The organism is Streptomyces avermitilis MA-4680 = NBRC 14893, assembly GCF_000009765.2.
GTDB classification, from domain to species: domain Bacteria; phylum Actinomycetota; class Actinomycetes; order Streptomycetales; family Streptomycetaceae; genus Streptomyces; species Streptomyces avermitilis.
Window position 1 is genome coordinate 1,488,707 of sequence record NC_003155.5, and the last position, 22,743, is coordinate 1,511,449.

Consider the following 22,743-nt stretch of genomic DNA (forward strand, 5'->3'; position numbering starts at 1 on the left):
TCGCCGGGTCGGCGGTCGTGGCGGTTGCATGTGCGGTGACATCCGATCCGACCGCTGGAGGCGCGGTGGCCGAGCCCGTCCGTGTGCGCAGACTGACCGACCACGAGGGGCAGAAGCTGCAGCAGATCGTGCGCCGGGGCAGCACGAGTTCGGTGCGCTACCGGCGGGCGATGATGCTGCTGGCCTCCGCTGGAGGGGGCACCGGCAGCGGATGATCAGGCGGATCCCGGCCGGCCCGCGGAGCGGGTATGTGCGGCGCTGATGTGTCCTCAGACGCCCGCTTCCACCAGGTCGTCGGTATGGAAGGTGCGGCGGTAGGAGGCGGGTGAGACACCGAAGGCGGTGCGCATGTGGGCGCGCAGGGAGTTGGCGGAGCCGAAGCCACAGCGGTGGGCGACCAGGTCGATGGACAGGTCGGTGGTCTCCAGCAACTGCTTGGCCAGTTCCAGGCGTTGCGCGGTGAGCCACTGCACGGGGGTCATGCCGACCTCGTCGCGGAAGCGGCGGGTGAAGGAGCGCAGGCTCATCCGGGCGTGTTCGGCCAGGCGGTTCAGGGAGAGGGGTTCGCCGAGGTGTTCCAGGGCCCAGGCGCGGGTGGCGGTGGTGGTGGCGACGGTGGGTTCGGGCACCGGGCGGTCGATGTACTGGGCCTGGCCGCCGTCCCGCCAGGGCGGGACGACGCACATGCGGGCGGCGCGGTTGGCGGCGGCGGCGCCGTGGTCGCGGCGGATCATGTGCAGGCACAGGTCGACGCCGGCGGCGACGCCCGCGGAGGTCAGGACGTCGCCGTCGTCGACGAAGAGGACCTCCTCGTCGACCTTGACGCGGGGGTAGGCGCGGCGGAACTCGGGGGCGAGGTGCCAGTGGGTGGTGGCGGGCCGGCCGTCGAGGAGGCCCGCGGCGGCCAGGACGTAGGAGCCGGTGCAGATGGACACCAGGCGGGTGCCGGGCCGGATGCCGGCGATGGCCGCGGTGACCTCGGGCGGCAGCGGGCCGCCGCGGCCCAGCTCGGGCATGGCGTGCGTGGGCGGGACGATCACGGTGTCCGCGGCGGCCAGGGCCTCGGGACCGGCCGCGGGCTGCACGGTGAACCCGGCGTCGCTGAGGACCGGGGCGCCGTCGGCGGTGCAGACGGTGACCTCGTACAGCGGGCGTGAGCCGGCGTCCAGGACGCTGCCGAAGACGCGGGAGGGGATGCCGAGTTCGAAGGGCGGGACGCCGGGCAGGGCGAGGACGGCGATGCGGTGCCGCCCGGCCGCGTCGGCGCTCGGGTCGGGGCGGGGGTCGGTGCACGGCCACTGCATCTCGCTCATGGCCAGATCCTGTCACATAGTGGCCAGACGGCCAACACCATGGTGGGGGCGGGTGCCGGATCGTGGACTGCGTCGCGCCGGGAAGGGCCCGGGCGGCCGGTACCCGATCAAGACGGAAAAGAGTGAGGCGGACAGCATGCGTGCGGTGGTCGTGGAGCAGTGGGGCGGACCGGAGGTGCTCGTGGAGCGTGAGGTCGCCCGGCCCGAGCCGGGACTGAACGAGGTCCTGGTGCGGGTCCACGCGGCCGGTGTGAACCCGGTGGACTTCAAGACCCGGGCCAGCGGGGCCCTGATCGAGTGGGGCGAGGTCCCGGCGGTCGGCTGGGACGTCTCCGGCACCGTGGAGGCCGTCGGACCGGGCGTGGGGATGTTCCGCCCCGGGGACGAGGTGTACGGCATGCCGCTGTTCCCGCGGCAGGCGGGCGCCTACGCCGAGTACGTCGTCGCCCCGGCCCGCCACCTCGCGCCCAAGCCGGCGAACCTCACCCACGTGCAGGCGGCGGCGCTGCCGCTGGCCGCGCTGACCGCCTGGCAGGCCCTGGTGGACACCGCCGGGGTGCGCGCCGGTGAGCGGGTGCTGGTGCACGCGGCGGCCGGCGGGGTCGGCCACCTGGCCGTGCAGATCGCCAAGGCCCGCGGCGCGTACGTCATCGGCACGGCCAGCGCCGGCAAGCACGACCTGCTGCGGCAGCTGGGCGCGGACGAGGTGATCGACTACCGCACGGTCCGCTTCGAGGACGCCGTCGGGGACGTGGACGTGGTGCTGGACGGGCTCGGCGGCCAGAACGCCGAGCGATCCCTGACGGTGCTGCGCCCGGGCGGTCGGCTGATCACCCTGCCCGGCCCCGACGACGTCCCCGCCGACGTCCCCGGCCACGTGCGGGCGGTGTGGATGCTGGTCGAGCCCGACCACCTGGGTCTGCGCGAGATCGCCGCCCTGGCCGAGCGGGGCGCGCTCACGCCCGTGGTCGAGACCGTCGTCCCGCTGGCCGAGGCCGCGAAGGCGCACGAGATCGGCGAGCAGGGCCGCACCACCGGGAAGATCGTCCTGAGCGTCGCCTGACGCCGGCCGCCCCGGCCGGGTCGGCTGCGGGCAGGTGGAGCGGGACCGGAGCCCCGGGACCGACCGGCCCCGGGGCTCCGGGCGCGGCCGAACGGGACGGGGCGGACCTGCGGGCACGGTCGGCTGCTGTGCCGTGACCCCGCTGACGCCATGTGCGGCGAACAGTTCGCGGGCTGCGGTCATGATGCGCTCACGCTTGGCCTGCTTGGCCCGCTCGCGGCGCCCGACCGGCATGTGACCGCGTCCCATGGGACCTCCCTTGAAACTAATCCTGAGCAGACTCATAATTGAGTGCAATCGGATTAATGGAGTGAGGCTAGGCCCCATGTCACGCCGAATTGACTGATCTGGCCTCACGCCTGGATAAACAGGATGAAGACAAGGAGTAGTGCCCCATGCGAGCGTTCGTCGTCACCAAGTACAAGGAGCCGCTGCAAGAGGCGGACGTCCCCGAACCCACCGTGGGGGAGCACGACGTGCTCGTCCGGGTGGAGGCCGCCGGACTGAACCCGCTGGATGAGAAAATCCGCGCCGGTGAGTTCAAGCAGATCCTGCCCTACAAGCTGCCGCTGATTCTGGGCAACGACGTCGCGGGCACCGTCATCAGCGTCGGGACGGCAGTTCGCGGCTTCAAGCCCGGAGACGAGGTCTACGCCCGGCCCCACCAGGACCGCATCGGCACGTTCGCCGAGCGCATCGCCATAGCGGAAGACGACCTGGCGCTCAAGCCCGCTTCCATCAGCATGGAAGAGGCCGGCTCGCTGCCGCTGGCGGCGCTCACGGCGTGGCAGGCGCTGGTGGAGCGCGGGAAGGTGCGGCCAGGGCAGAAGGTTCTCATCCACGCCGGCGCCGGCGGGGTCGGTTCGATCGCGATCCAGCTCGCCGCACACCTCGGGGCGAGCGTCGCCACGACCGCCAGCGGTTCCAACGCGGACTTCGTGCGCGCGCTCGGCGCGGACACGGTGATCGATTACCGCAGCCAGGACTTCGAGCAGCTCCTGACCGGCTACGACCTGGTGCTGGACAGCCTCGGTGGTGAGAATCTCGAGAAGTCCCTGCGGGTGCTCAAGCCCGGCGGCAAGGCCATCGGGATCGCCGGTCCCCCGGACCCCGCGTTCGCCCGCGAGGCCGGCCTGAACCCGCTGCTGCGCCTGGCGGTCGCAGGCATGAGCGGCAAGATCCGCAGGCAGGCCAAGAAGCTCGGCGTGACGTATGAGTTCCTGTTCATGCGCGCCAGCGGCGACCAGCTCCGCCAGATCACCACTCTCATCGACCAGGGCGTGGTGCGTCCGGTCGTGGGAAAGGTGGTCGGCTTCGACCAGACCCCGCAGGCGCTGCAGTCCCTGTCCCAGGGCGGCATCCGCGGCAAGGCCGTCATCGGCAGCAGCTGACCCGCCGCAACCGCGACGGGCGACACAGAACGCACGAGGACACCACCCATGTCTGTCGCCTCCCAGTCGGTCGGACGGCGCGAGCGGAACAAGCAGGAGAAACTCGACCGCATCGTCGCTGCCGCAAGTGAACTGTTCGCCGAACACGGCGTCGATGAGGTCACGACCCAGCAGATCGCTGACCAGGCCGACATCGGCACCGGGACCCTGTTCCTTTATGCCAAGACCAAGGGCGAACTCCTCCTCCTTGTCCAGAACGCCAAGTACGTCGAAGCACTTGAGCAGGGCCGGGCGGACGCCGAGACCGTCCCCGGCGTGCTGGACGCGGTGCTGGCGATCCTCCGGCCGATCGTCGAGTGCAACCGCATCCAGATCGACAACGGACGCACCTACCTGCGAGAGATGGTCTTCGGCGACCCCGAGGAGCCCCGGCACGGCGCGGCACTGGCCATCGTCGCGCAGACCGAGGAGGCCGTCGCCGCCGTGCTGCGCCGAGACGAACGGGTCGCAGAGGGCGACGCCGCGACGCTGGCACACATCGTGTCCGCCGTGATGTTCCTCAGCATGGCGGCGAGCGTGAACATCGCCTTGAGCGTCGAGGAGATCGTGCAGGACATCCGCAGGCAGGTCGACGTCCTGCTGCCTCGCTGAAGCGCGGCCCCAGCCTCAGGCCCAGGCGACCATCCGGGTAGTCCTCGGCTGCAGCATGGCCCGAATCCCCAAATGGCAGGTCATCCGGCCGTTGCTACCCATACAACCGGCATGACTGGACGGGTGGGGCGGCCGGCCGGAGGACTACCGCCACCGCGTGCTGCTGGGATTCCGGAAATTGCCCACCTACGTGGCGTCGAGTCCCCGTCGCACAGTCCCTGTCCGCAGGATTCCGGGTCGAGGCCCGTGTGGTGCGGTCAGGGCTTTGTGGGTCGATTCAGCAGTTCAAGGGCGCCTTCGACGCGATGATGCCGTCCTACCGCGTCGTGCGTGGCGCAGGCGGCCAGGTCGGGGCGCTCGTAGGGCTGCCGGCAGACATGGCAGTCGTAGGTGACCGCCCCACCACTCGAACGCCGCCCGGTCGTCCATGGGCGCATCACGCCAGTCCCGCCTGCCTCGCGCGAACCACAGGAAGTCGAAGTACGTGCGCAGGTCCCGGACATGGGCGGCCTGGGTGTTCCACGGCGAACGCCAGCCACACCGAGAAATACCGGTTCAGCGCCACGTCGTACACGCCCGCCGGACTGATCAGGAACGGCTGCCCCTCGGGCACCCCCAGATCATCCAACCCCTCACCGAGATCGGCGAACAGGGAGCTGAACTCCCGTGCTCGCCAACCGGTGATCGACATGACGCTGGACGATAGTCCGTGGACAGCTCAACAGCGCATAACAGAAGTGGGACGGTTACCGCGCCCTGGCCGGCCGGTGGGCCGACGGCCGTGTCGCCCTACGGAGCCGCAACGGCAGCGATCTAGTGCTGTGACCGCGTAGGTTCGCCGGGTTGGATCAGGCTGCGGTTGTGAGGGGGCGTCCGCCCCATCGGGTGCCTTTCTCGCTGCGGATGCGGGCGCGTTCCTTGCGTTCGGCGGCCAGGACGTCGCAGTGGCGGGCATTGGCGTTGCGCCAGCGGAGGTAGGAGTGCAGGGCCCTGGTCTGGACGGTGTGGTTGGGGTGGTGGGAGTTGGCGATGGTGAACTGCCGCAGTGGTCCGAAGTGCGCCTCGATCGGGTTCGCCCAGGAGGCGTAGGTCGGGGTGAAGCACAGCTCGACCTTGTGCTTCTTTGCCCAGCGGCGGATGTCGGCGCCCTTGTGGGCGGACAGGTTGTCCAGGATCACGTAGATCGGTGCGCCGTCGGGCCGGGCGGCGCGGATCGATTTCAGCGCGGCCAGCGTGTTCCCGGAACCCTTCTTGCGGCGGTTCACGCCCCACAGACGGTCGTCGCCCACCGAGTAGCAGCCATGGAAGTACCGGACGCCGTGGGTGCGATGGTAGGTGGCCGGCAGCCGGTCGGGCCGGGTCTGTTCGGCCCAGCAGCTGCCGCCGATGGGCCGGATCCCGAGTGGGCCGAACTCATCGAAGGCGAATACCCGGTCCGGGAAGCGGTCCAGGACGTGCTCGATACGGTCCAGCTTCGTCTCCCGTTCGGGGTCCGGGGACTCCTTCCAGGTCTTGGTGCGCTGGAAGGTGACGCCGCGGCGGGCGAGCAGGCACCGTAACGCCTCACGGCCGATGCGAATCACCCGGCCGTGGACTTTGCGCAGGTAGGCGACGAGCTTGCGCAGTGACCAGCGAGTAAAAGGCTGGCCGAGCTTGACCGGGCAGGTGGTGGCTGTCTGGACGACGAAGTCCTCTTCGTCAGACTTGAGTTGGCGGGGACGGCCTCCCGCCCACCGAGGGTCCAGGCAGGCCAGGCCCTTCTCGTTGAACGCGTGGATCACATCCCGGACGGTGTCCTCGTCGGCCTGCACCAGCTGTGCGATCACCGGCACCCGTTTTCCTCCAGCGGAGGCCAGCAGCATCATCGCCCGCCGGTAGCGCACCGAACTCGTGCTGCCCCGGTGCACGATCTGCTGCAGCTTCTGCCCCTCGTGGTCGGTCAGTCTGCGCACACGGACGGGCTCGGCCACCGCGCCTCCAGCGGTCGGATCGGATGTCACCCCACATGCAACCGCCACGACCGCCGACCCGGCGAACCTATGCGGTCACAGCGCTAGCTCGCGAACGGCACCTGTGCCGCGGGGGCCGCCGGCTTCGCGAACGGGTGCTGCCACAGTCCCTGTGCGGCCAGCCTCGGCAGGACGCCCTCGCCGAACCAGTACGCCTCCTCCAGGTGCGGATATCCGGAGAGTACGAACTCGTCGATGCCGAGGCGGTGGTACTCGGCGATGCGCTCGGCGACCTCCTCGTGGCTGCCGACCAGGGCGGTGCCCGCGCCCCCGCGCACCAGGCCGATGCCCGCCCACAGATTGGGGTGGATCTCCAGCCCGGTGGGGGTCCCCCCTGCTCGAGCGGAGTCGAGAGCTTGGGGGAGGCCGCCGCCGTGCAGGGCGAGCATGCGCTGCTGTCCCTCCGACTCGCTGCGGGCGAGCCCGGCCTGCACCGACTTGACCGTCTCCGGGTCGAAGCCGTCGAGGAGCCGGTGCGCCTCGGCCCAGGCCTGCTCGGAGGTGTCGCGGGTGATGACGTGCAGCCGGATGCCGAAGCGGAGCGTACGGCCCTGTTCCGCGGCCAGCCCGCGAACCCAGGCGATCTTCTCGGCGACCTGCGCGGGTGGCTCGCCCCAGGTGAGGTAGACGTCGACGTACCGGGCGGCGACCTCGCCCGCCACGGGTGAGGAACCACCGAAGTAGACCTCGGGGACCGGGTCGGGGACGCGCGCCAGCCTGGCGTCCTCGACCTGGAGGTGCTCACCGGCCAGGTCGACGGTCTTGCCCTCCCACAACTCCCGGACGATTTGCAGGAATTCGCCGGTACGACGGTAGCGGGCGTCCTTGTCGAGGAAGTCGCCGTAGGCGCGCTGTTCGTGGCTCTCGCCGCCCGTGACCACGTTGAGCAGGAGCCGTCCGCCGGTCTGGCGCTGGAAGGTGGACGCCATCTGCGCGGCCAGCGTGGGCGAGACGAAGCCGGGGCGGAAGGCGACCAGGAACTTCAGGCGCTCGGTCTGCTGCGAGACCATCGCGGTGGTCAGCCAGGCGTCCTCGCACCAGGCACCGGTGGGCGTGAGCGCGCCGACGAAGCCCAGGTCCTCGGCGGCGCGGGCGATCTGGCTCAGATACGCCACCGTGGGCGGCCGGTCCCGGCCGGAGGCGGTGGCCGGGGTGCCGTGGCCGCCGCCGACGACATGGCGGCTGTCGCCGTTGGTGGGGAGGAACCAGTGAAAGGTGAGGGACACGTCGGGTCTCCGATCGGGAAGGTCCGCCAGGGCCGCGCCTGATCAGCCTGGCCGGCCCTAGAGCAGGCCGTGGCGGGGCGGCTTGGTGCCGTTGAGTACGTGGCGGCCGATGTGCTGGATCTTCCAGCGGGCCGGGTCGTGCAGGGTGTGGGTGCGCGCGTCGCGCCAATGCCGGTGCAGATTGAGGGAGTTGAGGGCCGAGCGGGTGCCGGACACCTCGAAGAGGGCGCCCGCCACCTCGACGGCGGTGCTCGCGGTGTGCACCTTGGCGGCGGCCACCGCGAGGGAGGCCTCGGCCGCCGAGTCGTCGGTGAGATCGGCACGGGCCGCGTCGACGGCACGGGCGGCGGCCACGAGAAGCGCGTCCGACGCCCTTACCTGGATGGCGAGTTCGCCGAATCGCTGGATCAGCAGCGGGTCCTCGGCGGCGGTCTCGGCACCGCTCTCGAACCAGGGGCGGCTTTTCGTCCGTACGAACTCGGCGGCCTCGGCCAGCGCGCCCGCGGCGATTCCGGCGTCGATGGCGGCGTGCAGCAACTGAGCAACAGCCCCGTGCAGTTGGGGTCCCTGGAAGGTGAGGTGGTGCGGGAGGACGCGGTCGGCGGGGACGGACACGGCCTCCAGGCGGACCGTGCCGCTGGCCGTCGTGCGCTGCCCCATGCCGTCCCAGTCGTCGACGACCGTCACGCCGTCGGCGTCCCGGGGGACGTACGCGACGTGCAGGTCGTCGTTCTCCGCTCGGGCCAGCACCGGGATCCAGTCGGCGAACAGAGCGCCGGTGGAGTAGTGCTTGACCCCGGTCAGAAGGTACGAGCCGTCGGGCCGCGGTGCCAGCCGGGTGCGGATGTCCTGGACGTGCCGGGTGCCCGCCTCGGACTGGGCGTTGCCGAAGCGCCGCCCGGCGAGCACCTCGGCGAAGAAGAACTTCCGCTGTTCCTCGATCCCCTGGCGGCGGATCACATTGACGTAGACGAAGTGGTTCTGCGGGATCTGGGCGAGGCTGGCGTCGGCCGAGGCGAGCAGCCGGAAGATCTCGGCGAGGGTCTCCTGGCGTACGTCGGCGCCGCCGTGCTCGGCGGGCACGGTGACCGCGAGCAGCCCCGAGGCGGACAGCCGGTCCAACTCGGCGCGTGGCAGGCGGCGTTCGGCGTCCCGGCCGGACGCCCCGGCACGGAACTCGTCGGCGAGCGCGGCGGCGACGGACAGGGCTTCGGCGTCGTCGGCGATGACATGGGCGGGCATGACGGTCAGCCCGCCGCGGCCAGCAGGGGCGTGCGGCCCAGGGCCGCCGAGAACTGGTCGACCACCTGGGTGAGGGCCTCGGCGGCGGCCGGTGCGACGGTGAGGGAGCCGTCCTCGCCCGCCGTGATGTCCTTGTCGAGGGTGAACCAGCCCTGCACTATGTGCGCCGCGCCCATGGAGTTGAGCACGGGGCGCAGCGCGTAGTCGATCGCCAGGACATGGGCGGTGGTGCCGCCGGTGGCCAGCGGCAGCACGGTCTTGCCGGTGAGGGCGTACTGCGGGAGCAGGTCGAGCAGCGCCTTGAGGACCCCGGAGTAGGCGGCCTTGTAGACGGGGGTGCCGATGACCACACCGTCGACGCGTGCGAACAGTTCGGTGGCCTCGACGATGGCGGGGTGGCGGAAGTCGGCGCCGAGCAGGGCTTCCGCGGGGATGGTGCGGACGTCGAGCGGGATCACCTCATGGCCCTGCGCGACCAGCCGGGTGTCCAGGTGGCGCAGCAGACGGTTGGTGCGGGAGGAGACGGAGGGGCTGCCGGAGACGGACAGGACGGTGGCCATGGGTCCTCTTTCGGAACGAGGCGTTCGGGGCAAGGGCGGACGACGGGCAGGGGGCGACGGGCGCGGAGCGAGGGGCGCGGAGCGAGGGGCAGGGGGTTGGTGCCTGGGGTGAGGGGGTGCCGGGGGTGAGGGGGCCTGCGTGCGGCAGGCGCCCCGAGCGGTCGGTCAGGCGTGAACGGGGACGGACTCCGCCTCGCTTTCCGGCAGTTGGGCCTCCAGCTCGCGTACGAGGGGCAGCACGCGGCGGCCGAAGTACTCGACCTCCTCGTGGTAGTGCAGGAAGCCGAGGAGGAGGAGGTCGACGCCGAGGCGCTTGTAGGCGACGATCCGCTCGGCGATCTGCTCGGGGGTGCCGATCAGCCCCGTGCGGAAGCCGTCGTTGTACTGGACGAGGTCCTCGAAGCTGGAGTCCTGCCACATGCCCTTGCCGTCGCCGGTGGACTGCCCCGCCTGCTTCACGGCGGCGCCGAAACCCTCGACGGCATCGGTGTCGGCCTGGGCGACGATCTCGCGGAGGGTCTCGCGGGCCTCGGTCTCGGTGTCGCGGGCGATGAGGAAGCCGTTGAGGCCGAACTTCGGTGCCGTGCGGCCGGCCTGGGCCGCCGAGTTGCGTACGTCCGCGATCTGTTCGACGACCCCGTCGAAGTCCTTGCCGTTGGAGAAGTACCAGTCGGAGACCCGGCCGGCCATCGCCCGCGCGGCCGTGGAGTTGCCGCCCTGGAAGATCTCCGGGTGCGGCCGCTCGGGGGTGTTGAGGGGCTTGGGCTTCAGGGAGAAGTCGCGCAACCGGTAGAAGTCGCCGGCGAGTTCGGTGTGGTCCTCGGTCCAGATCTGGCGCAGGGCGCGAATGAACTCCTCGGAGCGGCGGTAGCGTTCGTCGTGCTCCAGCCAGGGCTCGCCGAGCGCGGTGAACTCGCCCTTGAACCAGCCGCTGACCACGTTGACCGCGAAGCGGCCGTTGGAGAGGTGGTCGGCGGTGGCGCCGAGCTTGGCCAGCACGCCCGGGTGCCACAGGCCCGGGTGGACGGCGGCGATGACCTTGAGGCGCTGGGTGGCGAGCAGCAGGGCGAGGCTGAAGCTGGTCGACTCGTGCTGGAACTCGGCGCCGTAACTGGCCATGTAGCGGACCTGGCTGAGGGCGTAGTCGAAGCCGTTGTTCTCGGCGAGGACGGCGAGTTCGCGGTTGTAGTCGTAGCCCCAGTCGGTGCGCTGCTCGATCCTGCTGGTGACGAGGCCGCCGCTGACGTTGGGGACCCAGTAGGCGAAGCGGACGGGTTCTGCGGGCATGGGAACTCCCGTTGGTGCGAATGCGGGAATGGTGACGGAGCGCCCGGCGGGTCGGCGTGAATTCACCGAAGCGGGCAGCGTCAGGGATTCGGCCCGGGCCATTCGGCGGGGCCGGAAAAAGAGCCGCGGTGGGTACGGGAAAGGAATACGAGTCGTATGCGGGCCGCATGTCAGCCGTAGGCCGAGCGCATTCCAGCCGTAGGCCGGCCATCCGCAGCCGTGCGCCGGCCGGAAGAATTCACCGGGCGGACGGGCGGTGCGAAGGGGACCCTACCGTCGGGATCGTCAGGCTTCGCGACAACAGAAGGCGCTGGAGACACGCGCGAGGTCGACGTGGCGTCGCCGCGTGAGGTCCGTTCGCTTCTTCATGTCGTCGATCGTGACAGCCACTCCTCGGGGCAGTCAAGGAATACCCGACCGGTCTCGCATCCCGGACCATGGAATTTCACGAAGGCGTGACAGGTAAACCCTTGAACGGCGCGCGGCGGCGGCCGCATTCTGCTGCGATGCGGACAGAGCAGCTCGAATACATAGCGGCGGTCACCCGGCTGGGTTCGCTGCGCCGCGCGGCCGAGGAACTCCACCTCTCCCAGCCCGCGTTGAGTGAGACCGTACGGAATCTCGAGCGCGAGCTGGGTGTCGACCTCCTGGAGCGCAAGCGCTCCGGTGCCCGGATGAGCGCGGAGGGCCGCGAGCTGCTGCCGCACATCATCAATGTGCTGGACGCGGTGGACCGGCTGCGCGGCGCCGCGGGCGAGCAGCACCGCATCAGCCGCATGGTGCGCCTGGGCACGGTGAACGCGGCGACCGTGCCGCTGCTCATCCCGGTGGTCCGGGAGTTCCGCGCGGCGCATCCGCTGACCCAGGTGGAGGTGGTCGGCGCCCAGCAGTCGGAGATCCACCGGTCGTTGCTGGAGGGCGGTTTCGACCTCGGTCTGGTGAACCATCTCGACGGGGACGACGTGGCCGCCGACTTCGAGACCACCGAACTGCTGCGCGGACGGCCGGTGGTGTGCGTACGACCGGACAGTCCCCTGGCGTCCCGGACCACGGTGTCGGTGTCCGACCTGCTCGCCGAGCCGCTGATCGCCATGCGCTCCGGTTATGTGATGCACCGGTTCGTCCACCGGCTCCTGGAGGGACACTCCCCGTCGTTCTCGTACTCCACCGACGGCGCCGAGATGGGCAAGCTGATGGTCGCCGAGGGGCTGGGCGCCACGGTGCTGCCCGACTTCAGCGTGATCGACGATCCTCTGGAGCGCCGGGGTGCGATCACCTACCGCCCGCTCGCGGACGACTCGACTCAGGTGCTGCTGATGCTCCAGCGGCGCAGGGCGGAGTCGGTGCCGCAAGCGGCCCAGGGTCTGTACGAGACGTTCGTGGGCAGGGCCGAGGCGCTCGGCGGGACACTGACCGGCCGCCCCTGACGGCGGGAACGCGGCCACGCGCGGGATACGGTGCGCCGGGCCGCACGCGACCCGACGCGCCGACCGAACGCGATGCGGCGCGCTGCGCCGGTGTCCCTCTCCTGGGCCCGGGGCGGTGCCCGCCCCCTGGGCCCGGGACGGCAACCGACGCGTAGGCCCGGGACGGCGACCCGCCCGTAGGCCCAGGACGGCAACCCGCCCGTAGGCCCGGGGCGGTCCCCGGCCGTCGCCCGCGGGGTCGGCCCGGCCGGTTTCCGCATGCCGGTGGAGCGGAGGAGATCGTCCTGGGGGCCGAGCCCTGACCCGTGCGGTGCCGGCCCGGGGAATGGCCGGCACCGCACGGGTCAGTCGTCGTCGCGTCCGGGAACCACCACGAGGAACGCGTCCGACTTGAGATCCATCACGACCGTCGCGGGCTCACCCTCGGCGCGGCGTCGCGCCGCGTACTCCTCCGCCGGCCACGATCCGCGCGGAGCACCCGCAGGAAACCGCTCCAACACCTTCGCGCCCATAGCGGCAGCACCTCCAGCGATAGACCATCGGTTCACATCGAGACCCTTGTAGGTCCCGCTTGCCCGCGATCCGCCGGCACATGTCCCCAAACCGCAGAAGCCCCCTGTCGGCGCATCCACCCCGGGGCATCCCGTGGAAGGGATGAGGAGAAGGGCACATGACGCTGCGCGAGGGAGCCGAGAACACATGAGCAGTGACGACACCCGGCCGGGGCTGCGCTGCCTGGTGACCGGCGCCACGGGATACATCGGGGGGCGGCTCGTCCCGGAACTTCTCGCAGAGGGCCACCAGGTGCGTTGTCTGGCCCGCTCGCCCAGAAAGCTGCGCGACCATCCCTGGGCGGGCGACGTGGACGTGATGCGAGGCGATGTCACCCACCCCGAGTCGGTCGGCGAAGCGATGCGCGGCATCGACGTCGCGTACTACCTGGTCCACGCGCTCGGCACGGGCAGTGACTTCGAGGAGACCGACCGGAAGTCCGCACGTGTCTTCGGGGAGCAGGCCAAGGCAGCGGGCGTCCAGCGCATCGTCTATCTCGGCGGCCTCACCCCGGCAGGCGTACCGGAGAAGGAGCTGTCCCCGCATCTGCGGTCCCGGGCCGAGGTCGGCCACATCCTGCTGGACTCGGACGTACCGACCACGGTGCTGCGGGCCGCGGTCATCATCGGCTCCGGCTCGGCCTCCTTCGAGATGCTGCGCTACCTCACCGAACGCCTGCCGGTGATGGTCACCCCTAGCTGGGTGCGCACCCGGATCCAGCCCATCGGCGTACGGGACGTACTGCGCGCCCTCGTGGGCAGTGCCCGGATGCCGGCCGACGTCAATCGCGCCTTCGACCTCGGCGGACCCGAGGTGCTGACGTACCTGGACATGATGCGCAGGTACGCGGCGATCGCGGGGCTTCCGCGTCGGCTGATCGTGCCCGTGCCCGTGCTCACTCCCCGGCTCTCCAGTCACTGGATCGGGCTGGTCACACCGGTGCCGCGGTCGATCGCGCGCCCGCTCACCGAGTCGCTGCGCCATGAGGTCGTCTGCCACGAGCACGACATCGCCCGCTACGTGCCGGACCCGCCGGGGCGGCCGATCGGCTTCGACGACTCGGTCCGGCTGGCCCTGCAACGCGTACGGGACGCCCAGGTGACGACCCGGTGGTCGTCGGCGTCGGTGCCGGGCGCGCCCAGCGACCCGCTGCCCACCGACCCCGACTGGGCGGGCGGCAGCCTCTACACCGACCGGCGTGAGCTGGCCGTCGACGCCTCGCCCGAGGCCCTGTGGCGGGTCGTCGAGGGCATCGGCGGGGACAACGGCTGGTACTCCTTCCCGCTGGCCTGGGCCGTACGCGGCTGGCTCGACCGGCTGGTGGGCGGGGTCGGACTGCGTCGCGGCCGCCGTGACGCCGCCCGGCTGCGGGTCGGCGACTCGCTGGACTTCTGGCGGGTCGAGGAGATCGAGCCGGGCCGTCTGCTGCGGCTGCGCGCCGAGATGCGGCTGCCCGGTCTGGCCTGGCTGGAGATGTACGCCGAGCCGGGCGCCGACGGCGGCAGCCGCTATCGCCAGCGTGCCCTCTTCCATCCGCACGGGCTGCTGGGTCACGCCTACTGGTGGAGCGTGTCGCCGTTTCACGCCGTGGTGTTCGGCGGCATGGCACGCAACATCGCGCGCGCCGCGGCCAAGGACGCGACCGACCGGGCGGGAGCGCACGAGCCCGCGGGGTGACACCGATTCCGGGAGGCGGCGGAGGTGTCCGCGTCCGCCCGGCGAAGCGGACACGCGTCCGCGCGGATTTCCGCGCGGACGCGGACACGGCGGCGTGCCCGGCAGAGCCGCACAGGCGCGGCACGGCGGCCCCTCCCGGCCGGCTGCCGCCCTGTGCCTGTCGCCCTACGCCGCTGGATCCCGACCGGCTGCCGCCCTACGCCGACGGATCCCGCCACGGCGCCGCACGGCGGCATCGCGCGCCGTCCGCAGGCCCCCACCTGCATCCGCCGGGGCCTCCGCCCCGGAAACACCTGGTGCCGTACCCCCCGTACCCCCCGTACTCCCCGTCCCCCCCGGGTCCCCCCCGTCCCCCAGTACCTCCTCCCCCGAACCCGGAGCAGCGCCATGAACGTCTCGGTCGTCCTGTTCACCTCCGACCTGCGTCTGCACGACCATCCGCCGCTGCGGGCGGCCCTGGACGGCGCGCGTCAGGTGGTGCCCCTGTTCGTGCGCGACCGGGCCGTCGACGGGGCCGGGTTCGCCGCCCCCAACCGGCTGGCGTTCCTCGCCGACTGTCTGCGAGACCTCGACGCCGGGCTGCGCGAGCGCGGCGGGCGACTGGTGCTCCGCTCCGGCGACGTGGTCGACCAGGTGTGCAAGGTGGCGGCCGAGGCGGACGCCGACGAGGTGCATCTGGCGGCCGGGGTCAGCGCGTACGCCCACCGGCGCGAGCAGCGGCTGCGGTCGGCCCTGGAGGCGGACGGGCGTCGACTGCACGTCCACGAGACGGTGATCACCGCGGTGGCGCCGGGTGCCGTCACCCCGTCCTCCTCGGACCACTTCGCCGTCTTCACCCCGTACTTCCGGCACTGGGAGCGGGAGCATCTGCGCGACGCGCTCGGCGCGCCGCGCGGCGTGCGGGTGCCGGAGAGCGTGGGCTCGGAACGGCTTCCCACCCGCACGGAACTGTCCGGACTGTCGCAGGGGCTGGCGGCGGGCGGCGAGGAGGAGGGCAGGAAGCGGCTCATGGCCTGGCTGCGCGGCGGCATCACGGCGTACGAGGACCGCCATGACGACCTGGCCGGCGACGCCACTTCCCACCTCTCCCCCCACCTGCACTTCGGCACGCTGTCCCCCGTCGAACTCGTCCACCGGGCGCGGCGGACGGGCGGCCCCGGCGCCGAGGCCTTCGTACGGCAGCTCGCGTGGCGCGACTTCCACTACCAGGTGCTGGCCGCACGGCCCGACGCGGCCACCGCGGACTACCGCGGCCGCGGCGACCGATGGCGGTCCGAGGCCGCGGCGCGGGAGGAGGTCGAGGCGTGGCGGACGGGCCGCACCGGCTACCCGGTGATCGACGCGGCGATGCGCCAACTGCGGCACGAGGGCTGGATGCACAATCGTGGCCGTCTGCTGACCGCGAGCTTCCTCACCAAGACGCTGTACGTGGACTGGCGGGTCGGCGCCCGCCACTTCCTTGAGCTGCTGGTGGACGGCGATGTCGCCAACAACCAGCTCAACTGGCAGTGGATGGCCGGAACCGGCACCGACACCCGGCCCAACCGTGTCCTCAATCCGGTCACCCAGGCCAAGCGGTACGACCCGGACGGCGCGTACGTCCGGCGCTGGGTGCCGGAACTCGAAGGACTCCGGGGAGCGGCCGTGCACGAGCCCTGGAAGCTCAAGGGACTCGACCGCGCCGCGTACGACTACCCCGACCCGATCGTCGAACTCGCCGACGGTCTGGCCCGCTTCCGGCACGCCCGCGGACGCGACTGACGCCCCCTTTCCCCCCGCTCGTGACCGTCTTCCGTCGGCGGGCCACCGCCCGCCGGCCGTCACCGGCCGTCGAGGTCGTGCAGCACCTCGCGGGCGGCGCGGGCGCCCGAGGCCAGCGCTCCCTGGACCGAGCCGGTGGCACGGTGATCTCCGCACACATACCGGCCCGGTGCCACTCGTGAGGTGCGGCTCAGGGACTGCGGGGGCGTCATGACGGGCAGGGCGTCCGGAATCGTACGCGCCGTCAGCAGGTCCCAGCGGCCGGTGTCGATGCCGTACGCCTCGGCCAGTGCGTCGCGTACGAGGGGTTCGCGGCCTTCGGCGTCCTCGCCGAGAACCGAGGTGGCGACGAGGGCGGTGCCCTTCGGCGCGTAACCGGGGACGACCTCGCTGAGCACACAGGTGTTGAGGAAGCGGCGCCCGGCATCCGTGAGGAGGGTCGGTTCGCCGAGCGGGGGCCGCGCGGCCGCGTGGTAGTACGTGGTGACGACACGGTAGGCGGGCACGTCCAGGCCGGGCAGCAGGGACGCGGCGGGGCCGGGTCCTGTTGCCACCACCACGGCATGTGCCGGGAGTACGGTGCCGTCGGTGAGTGCGACACCGTCGTCGGTGAGCGTGCCGACGGGCGTCCCGAGGCGCACGGTCCCGGACGGCAGGCGGTCGGCGAGCGCGCGGGGCACGGCACCGATCCCTTCGGTGGGCAGGCAGAGAGTGCCACGCAGCATGCTGCGCCAGACCAGATGGAAGAACCGGCTGGAGGTCTCCAGTCGGTCTTCCAGGAAGACTCCCGACAGGAACGGCCGGAAGAAGCGCTCGACGAACTCCTCGGAGAACCCGGCGCCCGCCAGCGCGGACCGCGTGGTGTGGTCAGCGCCGCGCTTCAACGACCGTACGGGGGCCAGCATGTCGCGAGCCGTCAGGATGCCGAGGGCCGCGAGGTCGCGGGGGCCCGCGAGCCGCCCCGGCAGCAGATCGGAGAACGTGTGCGGGCTGCGGGACGGGTCGCCGAAGCGCAGCGCCCCGCGGTTCGTGTGCACCAGCACCCCCGCGGTGAAGGGCCGCAGCCGCAGGTCCCGCAGGGTCAGGCGCCGCCGTACCTGGGGGTAGGACGTGTTGAAGACCTGGAAGCCGCGGTCGATGACGAACCCGTCGTGACGATCGGAGCGCATCCGCCCGCCGACTCCGTCGCAGGCCTCCAGCACCCGTACGGTGTGGCCCGCCTCCGACAGGTCCCGGGCACAGGCGAGTCCCGCCAGGCCCGCCCCGATCACCAGGACGTCCGGGGCATCACGGATGACGGACATGGTGATCACCTTTCATGTATCCGGCCGCTCATGTATCCGGCCGCCCAGTGGCTTGCGCGGACGGCGGGAGCGGGACGCCGTGGCACACGCCCCTGCACCCCTTTCCGGGCCGCCCGGCCCCGCGGATGCACCCGCGGCGACATCCGCGCCACGGACGGCGTACGCGGAGGGTGTACGCGGAGGGCCTGCGCGAGACGGCATACGCGGATGGCGTCAGGCCCGCAGGCGTCAGGCCCGCGGGCCGGGAGCGGACGGCGTACACGCGCGTGTCATCGGGCGTGCGGGCCGAGGGCGGACGCCGTACGCGGACCGCGTCAGCCCCGCGGCCCGGAAGCCGCGCCTTCGTACGTGGCGGCGAGCGCGTCGAGCGCCTCTCGCAGACCCGGCGGTCTGAGCATGCCCTGCGCCGAACGCCCCGCCCACCCCTGGCCGCCCAGCATCACCAGCGGGTGCCTGCGCGCACCCTTCACGCCCCACTGCGTCGCGGCGACGTGCCTGGCCAGCGGGAGGCTCGCCGTGGAGCGCGCCTGCGCCCACAGCACCACGGCCGCCGGACCCAGCCGCCGTACCGCCGCGGTCAGCGCCTCCACCGGTACGGCCGCGCCGAACATACGGGTGGGCAGACCGAGTTCGATCAGTCCGGCGTTGAGCGCCTCCAGCGGCAGCGTGTGCTGTTCGCCGGGGACGCACGCGAGGACCACGGGACCGGCGGCGTCCCGGTCGCCGGGGCGGACGGGCGCAAGGACCCGGCGGAGCGCGGTGGAGATGTGCCAGGACAGCAGGTGCTCGACCTCGACATAGCGGTCACCGGACGACTCCCACTTGCGTCCGACGGCGTGCAGCGTCGGCACCATCACCTCCGCCCAGGCGACGGTGAGGCCGTGCCGCTCCACGGACGAGGTCAGCTGGTCCTCGACGGCCGGGGCGTCGAGCCGCACGGCGGCCCGGGCCAGTCCGCGGCACTCCTGACGCACGTCGCCGAGGGGCAGCGTGCCGCCCGCGTGCGAGCGTACGCGGACGGCGGGCGCCCCGGCCGCCTCCGGCTGAGCGGGGGTGGGCGACGACGAGCCGCCGCCTTCCTTGGCCACGCGCGCCGCCTCGGCGGGCGGTACTCCGGCCGAGGTCAGCCGGCACATCGTCTCCAGCATCGCCACGTCCTGGGGCGACCAGCGGCGGTGGCGTCCGTCGGCACGGATCTGGGGCCCCACGCCGTATCTGCGGTCCCAGGAACGCAGCGTCGTTGGTGACACCCCGAGCCGGCGTGCCAGGGCTCCGGTCGTCAGCCCGGTGTCGTCGACGGCCGCGGTACCGGGCCGGAGCCCGCCCGGCCGGCCTTCCGCGCGCGTGGACTCGCTCATGAGCCGACTATACGACGCACAAACGATGCGAGTTGATGGCCTCGCTGCCCACCTCGGACGATGGTCACACCGGGGCGAACCGCCGGAAACGCCCCGGTGACCGGCACCCCGGGCCGCGAGAGCGGTCCGGCCGCCCCGCGTACGACCGGGTCGGGTTCCGACCCACACGAGGAGCCTCCGTCATGACCGCACAGCCGACCACCGCACACGCGCGAGCAACGGACGTGCCCCTGTGGGTGCCGGTGGAGGAGTCGCTCGCGGACGAGGAACTGGCCCGGGGCCTGATGAACGGCGACGAGGCCTGCCTGACCGCCGCCTACCACCGGTGGTCGGCACTGGTACACACGCTGGCCCGGCGCACCCTGGGCGACGTCAGGGAGGCCGAGGACGTCACCCAGCAGGTGTTCCTCGGCGTGTGGCGCGGCCGTGCGGCCTACCGACCGGAGCGCGGTGCCCTCGGCGGCTGGATCGTCGGCATCACCAGACGGAAGATCGCCGACGCCCTGGCCGCGCGGACCCGCCGCCGCGACCTGGTCACCTCGGCCGGTTCGGTCATGTTGCTCGCCGACGGCGCGGGCGAACTGCCGGAGGCGGCCCTGGACCGGGTGCTGGTCCGGCACGAGCTGGCTAAGCTGCCCGCGCCCCAGCAACAGGTGCTCCGGCTGGCCTTCTTCGAGGACCTGACCCAGACGCAGATCGCCCGGCGCACCGGCTGGCCGCTGGGAACGGTCAAGAGTCATGCCCGGCGCGGACTGCGCCAGCTGCGCCGCTGTCTGCAACAGGAGGCGACCGCCTGAGCAGCCGCCGACGAACCCCCACGCGAGGCCCGAACCATCATTCGATGCACAAACGCTGCAATTCGCGCGCGGCCCCGCGTCCGTCGGAGCGGGCCACGCGTCGGGCCGGTCACCGTTTCCTCTCCGCCGCCGCCTCACGCACCGGGCTGTGGCTCCTGACGATCGCGGTGGCAGTGGCGGTGGCGGTGGCGGTCGGCTTCGTCCGGCGTCGGCGCCTGCCTCGACGTCCGGTGCCGAGCGGGTGCATCCGATCGCCCCACCTTCCTGGAAGCAGGGGTCGTAACGCCGTACGGCTCGCCCGGCGGCCGACGACCGGGGCCCGGTCCCCCTCTTTGATCACCCCTCCCGGGGTTGTCGGCAATCCCGGGAGGGGCCTTGGTCGGCCTCCCCGCGATCCCAGGTGCGCAGCCGCGGCAGAACCGGCGGGGTGCCGATGGCCGATCCGGGTACGGTCTCAGCGGGTCGGGGCTGAGCCGGCCCGGTCTTCCCGGTGTACGAGCCGGGTGACCCGTACGGGCACATGAGCGAAGGGCAGCCGTGGAACGGCATACGTCGGTACCCGCCAGGAGACTGTCATGGCTGCGCCGTCTGCCGGCCCTGGCAACGGGAACCGGCCGCGCGACAGGCCCCGTCCTTCCTTCGGGTGCGCCCGCGGCACCGCACGGCGTCACGGACGTACCAAAGGCCCGTGTGCACGGGTCCTGGCGGGTCCGGCGGGCGGCGTTGCGCCGGACCCCGGTGTCGATGTGGCGGGACGACGTGTCCGACTGGGCGGCGGCATTGACGTACTACGCGATCCTCGCCCTGTTGCCGGCCATGCTGATGGCCGTCTCCCTGATCGGACTGGTCAGTCCCCGCGTCACCGACGACCTGATCGCGCATGTCACCGCCTGGGCGCCCGCGGAGTCGGGAAACACCCTGCACGGCTCGCTGCGCCACCTCGCCGGTGAACGGTCGGCCGCGCTGACCGTGGCCATCGGGGGTGGCGTCAGTGCGCTGTGGTCGGCGTCCAGCTACCTGGCCGTGTTCCGGCGCGCGCTGCACGCCCAGCACGGCATCGAGGACACCCGGCCCGCGCTGCGCACGGCGCCCCGCATTCTGCTGACGGCCGTGACCCTGCTGGCGCTGCTGTTCGTCAGCGCCCTGCTGCTCGTGCTCAGCGGTTCGCTGCTGGAGGCGCTGGGGCGGCGGGCCGGGCTGGGCGGCGCCGGTGCCGCCGCGTGGACGCTGCTGCGGTGGCCGGCGCTGCTGGCACTGGTGGCGCTTTTGGTGCTGGTCCTGTTCCGCACGGGTCCGCGGGAGGTCCGCGAGCTGCGGCACGCCCTGCCCGGGGGCATGCTCGCCGCGCTGCTGTGGCTGACCGCGTCGGCGGGCTTCACCGCGTACGCCTCCGGTCTGGGCGCCTACAGCAAGCTGTACGGATCGCTCGCCGGCGTGATCGTCTTCCTGGTCTGGCTCTGGGTGTCCAATCTGGCCCTGCTGGCCGGCGCCCAGTTCACGGCCGAGCTGACCCGAGCGGAACGTGCCGCGCAAGCTCCCAGGGATCGTGGGCGCTGAAGACCTCCACCTCGTCGCCGTGCCGGCGCACCAACTCCCGCAGGCGGGCGTGGTTGCCGAGGCGCAGGGGCCGGTCCACCTCGGTGATCTGCTGAAGGATGTCCATGCCGGGGTGCCCCCGTGGGTCGTCGGGGTCGATCTCGCGGTGGAAGTAGTAGGCGTCGCCGCAGTGCAGCAGCCAGCGCCCGGTGTCCCGGACGGCGATCGCGCTGTGGCCTCGGGTGTGACCGCCGAGGGGCACGAGCAGGATCTCCGCGTCCAGCCCGTCCAGCGGCCGGACCGCGTCGAAGCCGAACCAGGGGTCGCCCTGGGCTTCCGGATACGTCACCCAGTGCGGGCGGTGCGCCCACTGGGCGGGGCGGTAGCGGACGCGGTCCTCGGGGTGGGCGCCGGGCGCCGCCATCGCGGCGCGGTGTTCGGCCTCGGTCAGGTGGACCTTGGCCCAGGGGAAGTCGGACAGACCTCCCGCGTGGTCGAGGTCGAGGTGGCTGAGCACGATGTGCCGTACGCCCTCCGGCCGGAAGCCCAGCCCGGTCACCTGGTGCAGCGCGGTCTCCGCCAGGTCCAGCACGGGCTGGGCCCGGCCGAGGAAGTCCGCGCCGAGATTCTGTTCGGGGCGCGCCACGTCGGCCGTGCCGATGCCGCTCTCGACGAGGACGAGGCCGTCACGGTCGGTCTCGACGAGCAGGCAGTGACACACGGCGGGCAGGCTCCCCGCGTCGGTGTCGATGGTTCGCATGGAGCCGCAGTTCAGATGGTGGATCCGCACGGTTGTTTCCCCTTTGCGCCGCCGGGTGTTCGCTCGGCTCACCAGTTTTAGCTAACGATCGTTCGTAAGTTATTAGCGAACGGTCGTTAGGTTAAAGTGGTCGCATGAGCCCGCGCAAGTCCGTTGCCGAAGCCGCCGCCACCCGCGACCGCATCATCGAGCGCGCCTTCACCCTGGCCTCCGCCGAGGGCCTCGAAGGCCTCACCATCGGCCGCCTCGCGACCGACCTGGGCATGAGCAAGGCGGGGGTGATCGGTCACTTCGGCACCAAGGAAGCGCTCCAACTCGCCGTACTCGAAGCGGCGGTCGACCGCTTCCGGCAACGGGTACCGGGGCGCGCGGTGGGCGCGCGGCCGGGCACCGAGCGACTGTCGCGCGCGCTCCACGAGTGGATCGACTACATGACCGAGAGCGAGGGCCACGGGGGCTGCTTCCTCACCTCCGTGGCGAGCGAGTTCGACGGCCGCCCCGGCCCGGTGCGCGACGCGGTGCTCGACGCGCTGTCCCGCTGGACCGCTTACGTCACCGGGGAGTTGAGCACGGCGGTCGAAGCCGGCCGGCTGCCGCCGCTGACCGATGTCGACCAGCTCGCCTTCGAGCTGAACGGGGTGATCCTCGCGGCCGACCAGTCCATCCAGCTGCACCGCGACCCCCAGGCCCCCGACCGGGCACGCCGCGCCATCGGCCGCCTCCTGAAGCGCTAGGCCGCCCGCGACCTCCGTCTCCGCAACCCCGCCAACCGCTACACATAAAGAAGAAATAAGTGCAGAATGGGCATACGTGGCGCTTACCGCACATT

21 protein-coding genes and 1 pseudogene are annotated in these 22,743 nt (G+C 72.0%); 10 read left to right on the forward strand and 12 right to left on the reverse strand.

Features of this window, described 5'->3' with window-relative positions; genetic code table 11:
* Positions 1–65 precede the first annotated feature (65 nt).
* Positions 66–197 (forward strand): annotated as a pseudogene (locus SAVERM_RS39820) (IS630 family transposase); the annotation flags it as partial.
* A 72-nt stretch (positions 198–269) separates the two neighbouring features.
* On the opposite strand, the gene SAVERM_RS06475 reads toward SAVERM_RS39820, so the two are convergent.
* On the reverse strand, positions 270–1,313 hold the full coding sequence (locus tag SAVERM_RS06475; RefSeq protein ID WP_010982637.1) for a GlxA family transcriptional regulator: 1,044 nt from the start codon (positions 1,311–1,313) through the stop codon (positions 270–272).
* 136 nt (positions 1,314–1,449) lie between these two features.
* Here SAVERM_RS06475 and SAVERM_RS06480 point away from each other — a divergent pair, with 136 nt between their 5' ends.
* The 3 genes from SAVERM_RS06480 (at position 1,450) to SAVERM_RS06490 (ending at position 4,418) form a co-directional block, all read left to right on the forward strand.
* Positions 1,450–2,376: an NADP-dependent oxidoreductase gene (locus SAVERM_RS06480; RefSeq protein WP_010982638.1), complete on the forward strand. Its 927-nt coding sequence runs from the start codon at positions 1,450–1,452 to the stop codon at positions 2,374–2,376.
* 395 nt (positions 2,377–2,771) lie between these two features.
* On the forward strand, positions 2,772–3,767 hold the full coding sequence (locus tag SAVERM_RS06485; RefSeq protein WP_010982639.1) for an NADP-dependent oxidoreductase: 996 nt from the start codon (positions 2,772–2,774) through the stop codon (positions 3,765–3,767).
* Between the two features lie 48 nt (positions 3,768–3,815).
* A complete protein-coding gene (locus tag SAVERM_RS06490; RefSeq protein ID WP_010982640.1) occupies positions 3,816–4,418 on the forward strand; it encodes a TetR/AcrR family transcriptional regulator in 603 nt (200 codons plus the stop codon).
* A 436-nt stretch (positions 4,419–4,854) separates the two neighbouring features.
* On the opposite strand, the gene SAVERM_RS42250 is transcribed toward SAVERM_RS06490, so the two are convergent.
* The 7 genes from SAVERM_RS42250 to SAVERM_RS45850 all read right to left on the reverse strand — a co-directional run bounded on the left by SAVERM_RS42250 (position 4,855) and on the right by SAVERM_RS45850 (position 11,111).
* Positions 4,855–5,109, reverse strand: coding sequence for a hypothetical protein (locus tag SAVERM_RS42250; protein ID WP_010982641.1), 255 nt, complete (start codon positions 5,107–5,109; stop codon positions 4,855–4,857).
* Positions 5,110–5,266: 157 nt separating this feature from the next.
* Complete coding sequence (locus SAVERM_RS06495; protein WP_169788639.1) at positions 5,267–6,388, reverse strand: IS630 family transposase; 1,122 nt, start codon at positions 6,386–6,388, stop codon at positions 5,267–5,269.
* An 83-nt stretch (positions 6,389–6,471) separates the two neighbouring features.
* The gene (locus SAVERM_RS06500; protein ID WP_010982643.1) at positions 6,472–7,653 is read right to left on the reverse strand and encodes an LLM class flavin-dependent oxidoreductase; all 1,182 of its coding nucleotides are present in this window, start codon (positions 7,651–7,653) and stop codon (positions 6,472–6,474) included.
* A 57-nt stretch (positions 7,654–7,710) separates the two neighbouring features.
* Entirely contained in the window at positions 7,711–8,895 is a 1,185-nt protein-coding gene (locus SAVERM_RS06505; protein ID WP_010982644.1) for an SfnB family sulfur acquisition oxidoreductase, read from the reverse strand.
* 5 nt (positions 8,896–8,900) lie between these two features.
* The gene (ssuE, locus tag SAVERM_RS06510) at positions 8,901–9,455 is read right to left on the reverse strand and encodes an NADPH-dependent FMN reductase (RefSeq protein WP_010982645.1); all 555 of its coding nucleotides are present in this window, start codon (positions 9,453–9,455) and stop codon (positions 8,901–8,903) included.
* A gap of 165 nt (positions 9,456–9,620) precedes the next feature.
* A complete protein-coding gene (gene sfnG / locus SAVERM_RS06515) occupies positions 9,621–10,742 on the reverse strand; it encodes a dimethylsulfone monooxygenase SfnG (protein ID WP_010982646.1) in 1,122 nt (373 codons plus the stop codon).
* Between the two features lie 285 nt (positions 10,743–11,027).
* Positions 11,028–11,111, reverse strand: coding sequence for a putative leader peptide (locus SAVERM_RS45850; protein ID WP_354730505.1), 84 nt, complete (start codon positions 11,109–11,111; stop codon positions 11,028–11,030).
* Positions 11,112–11,248: 137 nt separating this feature from the next.
* Between SAVERM_RS45850 and SAVERM_RS06520 the strand changes: the two genes are divergently transcribed.
* Positions 11,249–12,169, forward strand: coding sequence for a LysR family transcriptional regulator (locus SAVERM_RS06520; RefSeq protein ID WP_010982647.1), 921 nt, complete (start codon positions 11,249–11,251; stop codon positions 12,167–12,169).
* Between the two features lie 344 nt (positions 12,170–12,513).
* On the opposite strand, the gene SAVERM_RS41350 is transcribed toward SAVERM_RS06520, so the two are convergent.
* The gene (locus SAVERM_RS41350; RefSeq protein ID WP_171033254.1) at positions 12,514–12,681 is read right to left on the reverse strand and encodes a hypothetical protein; all 168 of its coding nucleotides are present in this window, start codon (positions 12,679–12,681) and stop codon (positions 12,514–12,516) included.
* Between the two features lie 187 nt (positions 12,682–12,868).
* Between SAVERM_RS41350 and SAVERM_RS06525 the strand changes: the two genes are divergently transcribed.
* Both SAVERM_RS06525 and SAVERM_RS06530 read left to right on the forward strand, forming a co-directional pair.
* Positions 12,869–14,398 carry an SDR family oxidoreductase gene (locus SAVERM_RS06525; RefSeq protein WP_037646098.1) on the forward strand — a complete coding sequence of 510 codons (1,530 nt, stop codon included), beginning with the start codon at positions 12,869–12,871 and terminating at the stop codon, positions 14,396–14,398.
* A gap of 387 nt (positions 14,399–14,785) precedes the next feature.
* Positions 14,786–16,159 (forward strand): cryptochrome/photolyase family protein, encoded by a 1,374-nt coding sequence (locus SAVERM_RS06530; protein WP_010982650.1) that lies wholly within the window; start codon positions 14,786–14,788, stop codon positions 16,157–16,159.
* A 59-nt stretch (positions 16,160–16,218) separates the two neighbouring features.
* Here the strand turns inward: SAVERM_RS06530 and SAVERM_RS06535 are convergent, their stop codons facing one another.
* On the reverse strand, positions 16,219–17,463 hold the full coding sequence (locus SAVERM_RS06535; RefSeq protein ID WP_037646304.1) for an NAD(P)/FAD-dependent oxidoreductase: 1,245 nt from the start codon (positions 17,461–17,463) through the stop codon (positions 16,219–16,221).
* Between the two features lie 314 nt (positions 17,464–17,777).
* Positions 17,778–18,821, reverse strand: coding sequence for a MerR family transcriptional regulator (locus SAVERM_RS06540; protein WP_010982652.1), 1,044 nt, complete (start codon positions 18,819–18,821; stop codon positions 17,778–17,780).
* Positions 18,822–19,003: 182 nt separating this feature from the next.
* Between SAVERM_RS06540 and SAVERM_RS06545 the strand changes: the two genes are divergently transcribed.
* A complete protein-coding gene (locus SAVERM_RS06545) occupies positions 19,004–19,618 on the forward strand; it encodes a sigma-70 family RNA polymerase sigma factor (RefSeq protein ID WP_010982653.1) in 615 nt (204 codons plus the stop codon).
* A gap of 537 nt (positions 19,619–20,155) precedes the next feature.
* Positions 20,156–21,175: a YihY/virulence factor BrkB family protein gene (locus SAVERM_RS06550; protein ID WP_010982654.1), complete on the forward strand. Its 1,020-nt coding sequence runs from the start codon at positions 20,156–20,158 to the stop codon at positions 21,173–21,175.
* Here SAVERM_RS06550 and SAVERM_RS06555 read toward each other — a convergent pair.
* On the reverse strand, positions 21,114–21,914 hold the full coding sequence (locus tag SAVERM_RS06555; RefSeq protein WP_202497305.1) for an MBL fold metallo-hydrolase: 801 nt from the start codon (positions 21,912–21,914) through the stop codon (positions 21,114–21,116). The two genes, SAVERM_RS06550 and SAVERM_RS06555, sit on opposite strands and share 62 nt — an antisense overlap.
* A gap of 134 nt (positions 21,915–22,048) precedes the next feature.
* On the opposite strand from SAVERM_RS06555, the gene SAVERM_RS06560 reads away from it, so the two are divergent.
* The gene (locus tag SAVERM_RS06560) at positions 22,049–22,648 is read left to right on the forward strand and encodes a TetR/AcrR family transcriptional regulator (RefSeq protein ID WP_010982656.1); all 600 of its coding nucleotides are present in this window, start codon (positions 22,049–22,051) and stop codon (positions 22,646–22,648) included.
* Positions 22,649–22,743 lie beyond the last annotated feature (95 nt).

Coding starts and splice junctions, on each gene's coding strand:
- SAVERM_RS06475 (WP_010982637.1), bottom strand. CDS start 1,313: ATGAGCGAGATGCAGTGGCCGTGCACCGACCCCCGCCCCGACCCGAGC.
- SAVERM_RS06480 (WP_010982638.1), top strand. CDS start 1,450: ATGCGTGCGGTGGTCGTGGAGCAGTGGGGCGGACCGGAGGTGCTCGTG.
- SAVERM_RS06485 (WP_010982639.1), top strand. CDS start 2,772: ATGCGAGCGTTCGTCGTCACCAAGTACAAGGAGCCGCTGCAAGAGGCG.
- SAVERM_RS06490 (WP_010982640.1), top strand. CDS start 3,816: ATGTCTGTCGCCTCCCAGTCGGTCGGACGGCGCGAGCGGAACAAGCAG.
- SAVERM_RS42250 (WP_010982641.1), bottom strand. CDS start 5,109: ATGTCGATCACCGGTTGGCGAGCACGGGAGTTCAGCTCCCTGTTCGCC.
- SAVERM_RS06505 (WP_010982644.1), bottom strand. CDS start 8,895: ATGCCCGCCCATGTCATCGCCGACGACGCCGAAGCCCTGTCCGTCGCC.
- ssuE (WP_010982645.1), bottom strand. CDS start 9,455: ATGGCCACCGTCCTGTCCGTCTCCGGCAGCCCCTCCGTCTCCTCCCGC.
- sfnG (WP_010982646.1), bottom strand. CDS start 10,742: ATGCCCGCAGAACCCGTCCGCTTCGCCTACTGGGTCCCCAACGTCAGC.
- SAVERM_RS45850 (WP_354730505.1), bottom strand. CDS start 11,111: ATGAAGAAGCGAACGGACCTCACGCGGCGACGCCACGTCGACCTCGCG.
- SAVERM_RS06520 (WP_010982647.1), top strand. CDS start 11,249: ATGCGGACAGAGCAGCTCGAATACATAGCGGCGGTCACCCGGCTGGGT.
- SAVERM_RS41350 (WP_171033254.1), bottom strand. CDS start 12,681: ATGGGCGCGAAGGTGTTGGAGCGGTTTCCTGCGGGTGCTCCGCGCGGA.
- SAVERM_RS06525 (WP_037646098.1), top strand. CDS start 12,869: ATGAGCAGTGACGACACCCGGCCGGGGCTGCGCTGCCTGGTGACCGGC.
- SAVERM_RS06530 (WP_010982650.1), top strand. CDS start 14,786: ATGAACGTCTCGGTCGTCCTGTTCACCTCCGACCTGCGTCTGCACGAC.
- SAVERM_RS06535 (WP_037646304.1), bottom strand. CDS start 17,463: ATGTCCGTCATCCGTGATGCCCCGGACGTCCTGGTGATCGGGGCGGGC.
- SAVERM_RS06540 (WP_010982652.1), bottom strand. CDS start 18,821: ATGAGCGAGTCCACGCGCGCGGAAGGCCGGCCGGGCGGGCTCCGGCCC.
- SAVERM_RS06545 (WP_010982653.1), top strand. CDS start 19,004: ATGACCGCACAGCCGACCACCGCACACGCGCGAGCAACGGACGTGCCC.
- SAVERM_RS06555 (WP_202497305.1), bottom strand. CDS start 21,914: ATGCGAACCATCGACACCGACGCGGGGAGCCTGCCCGCCGTGTGTCAC.
- SAVERM_RS06560 (WP_010982656.1), top strand. CDS start 22,049: ATGAGCCCGCGCAAGTCCGTTGCCGAAGCCGCCGCCACCCGCGACCGC.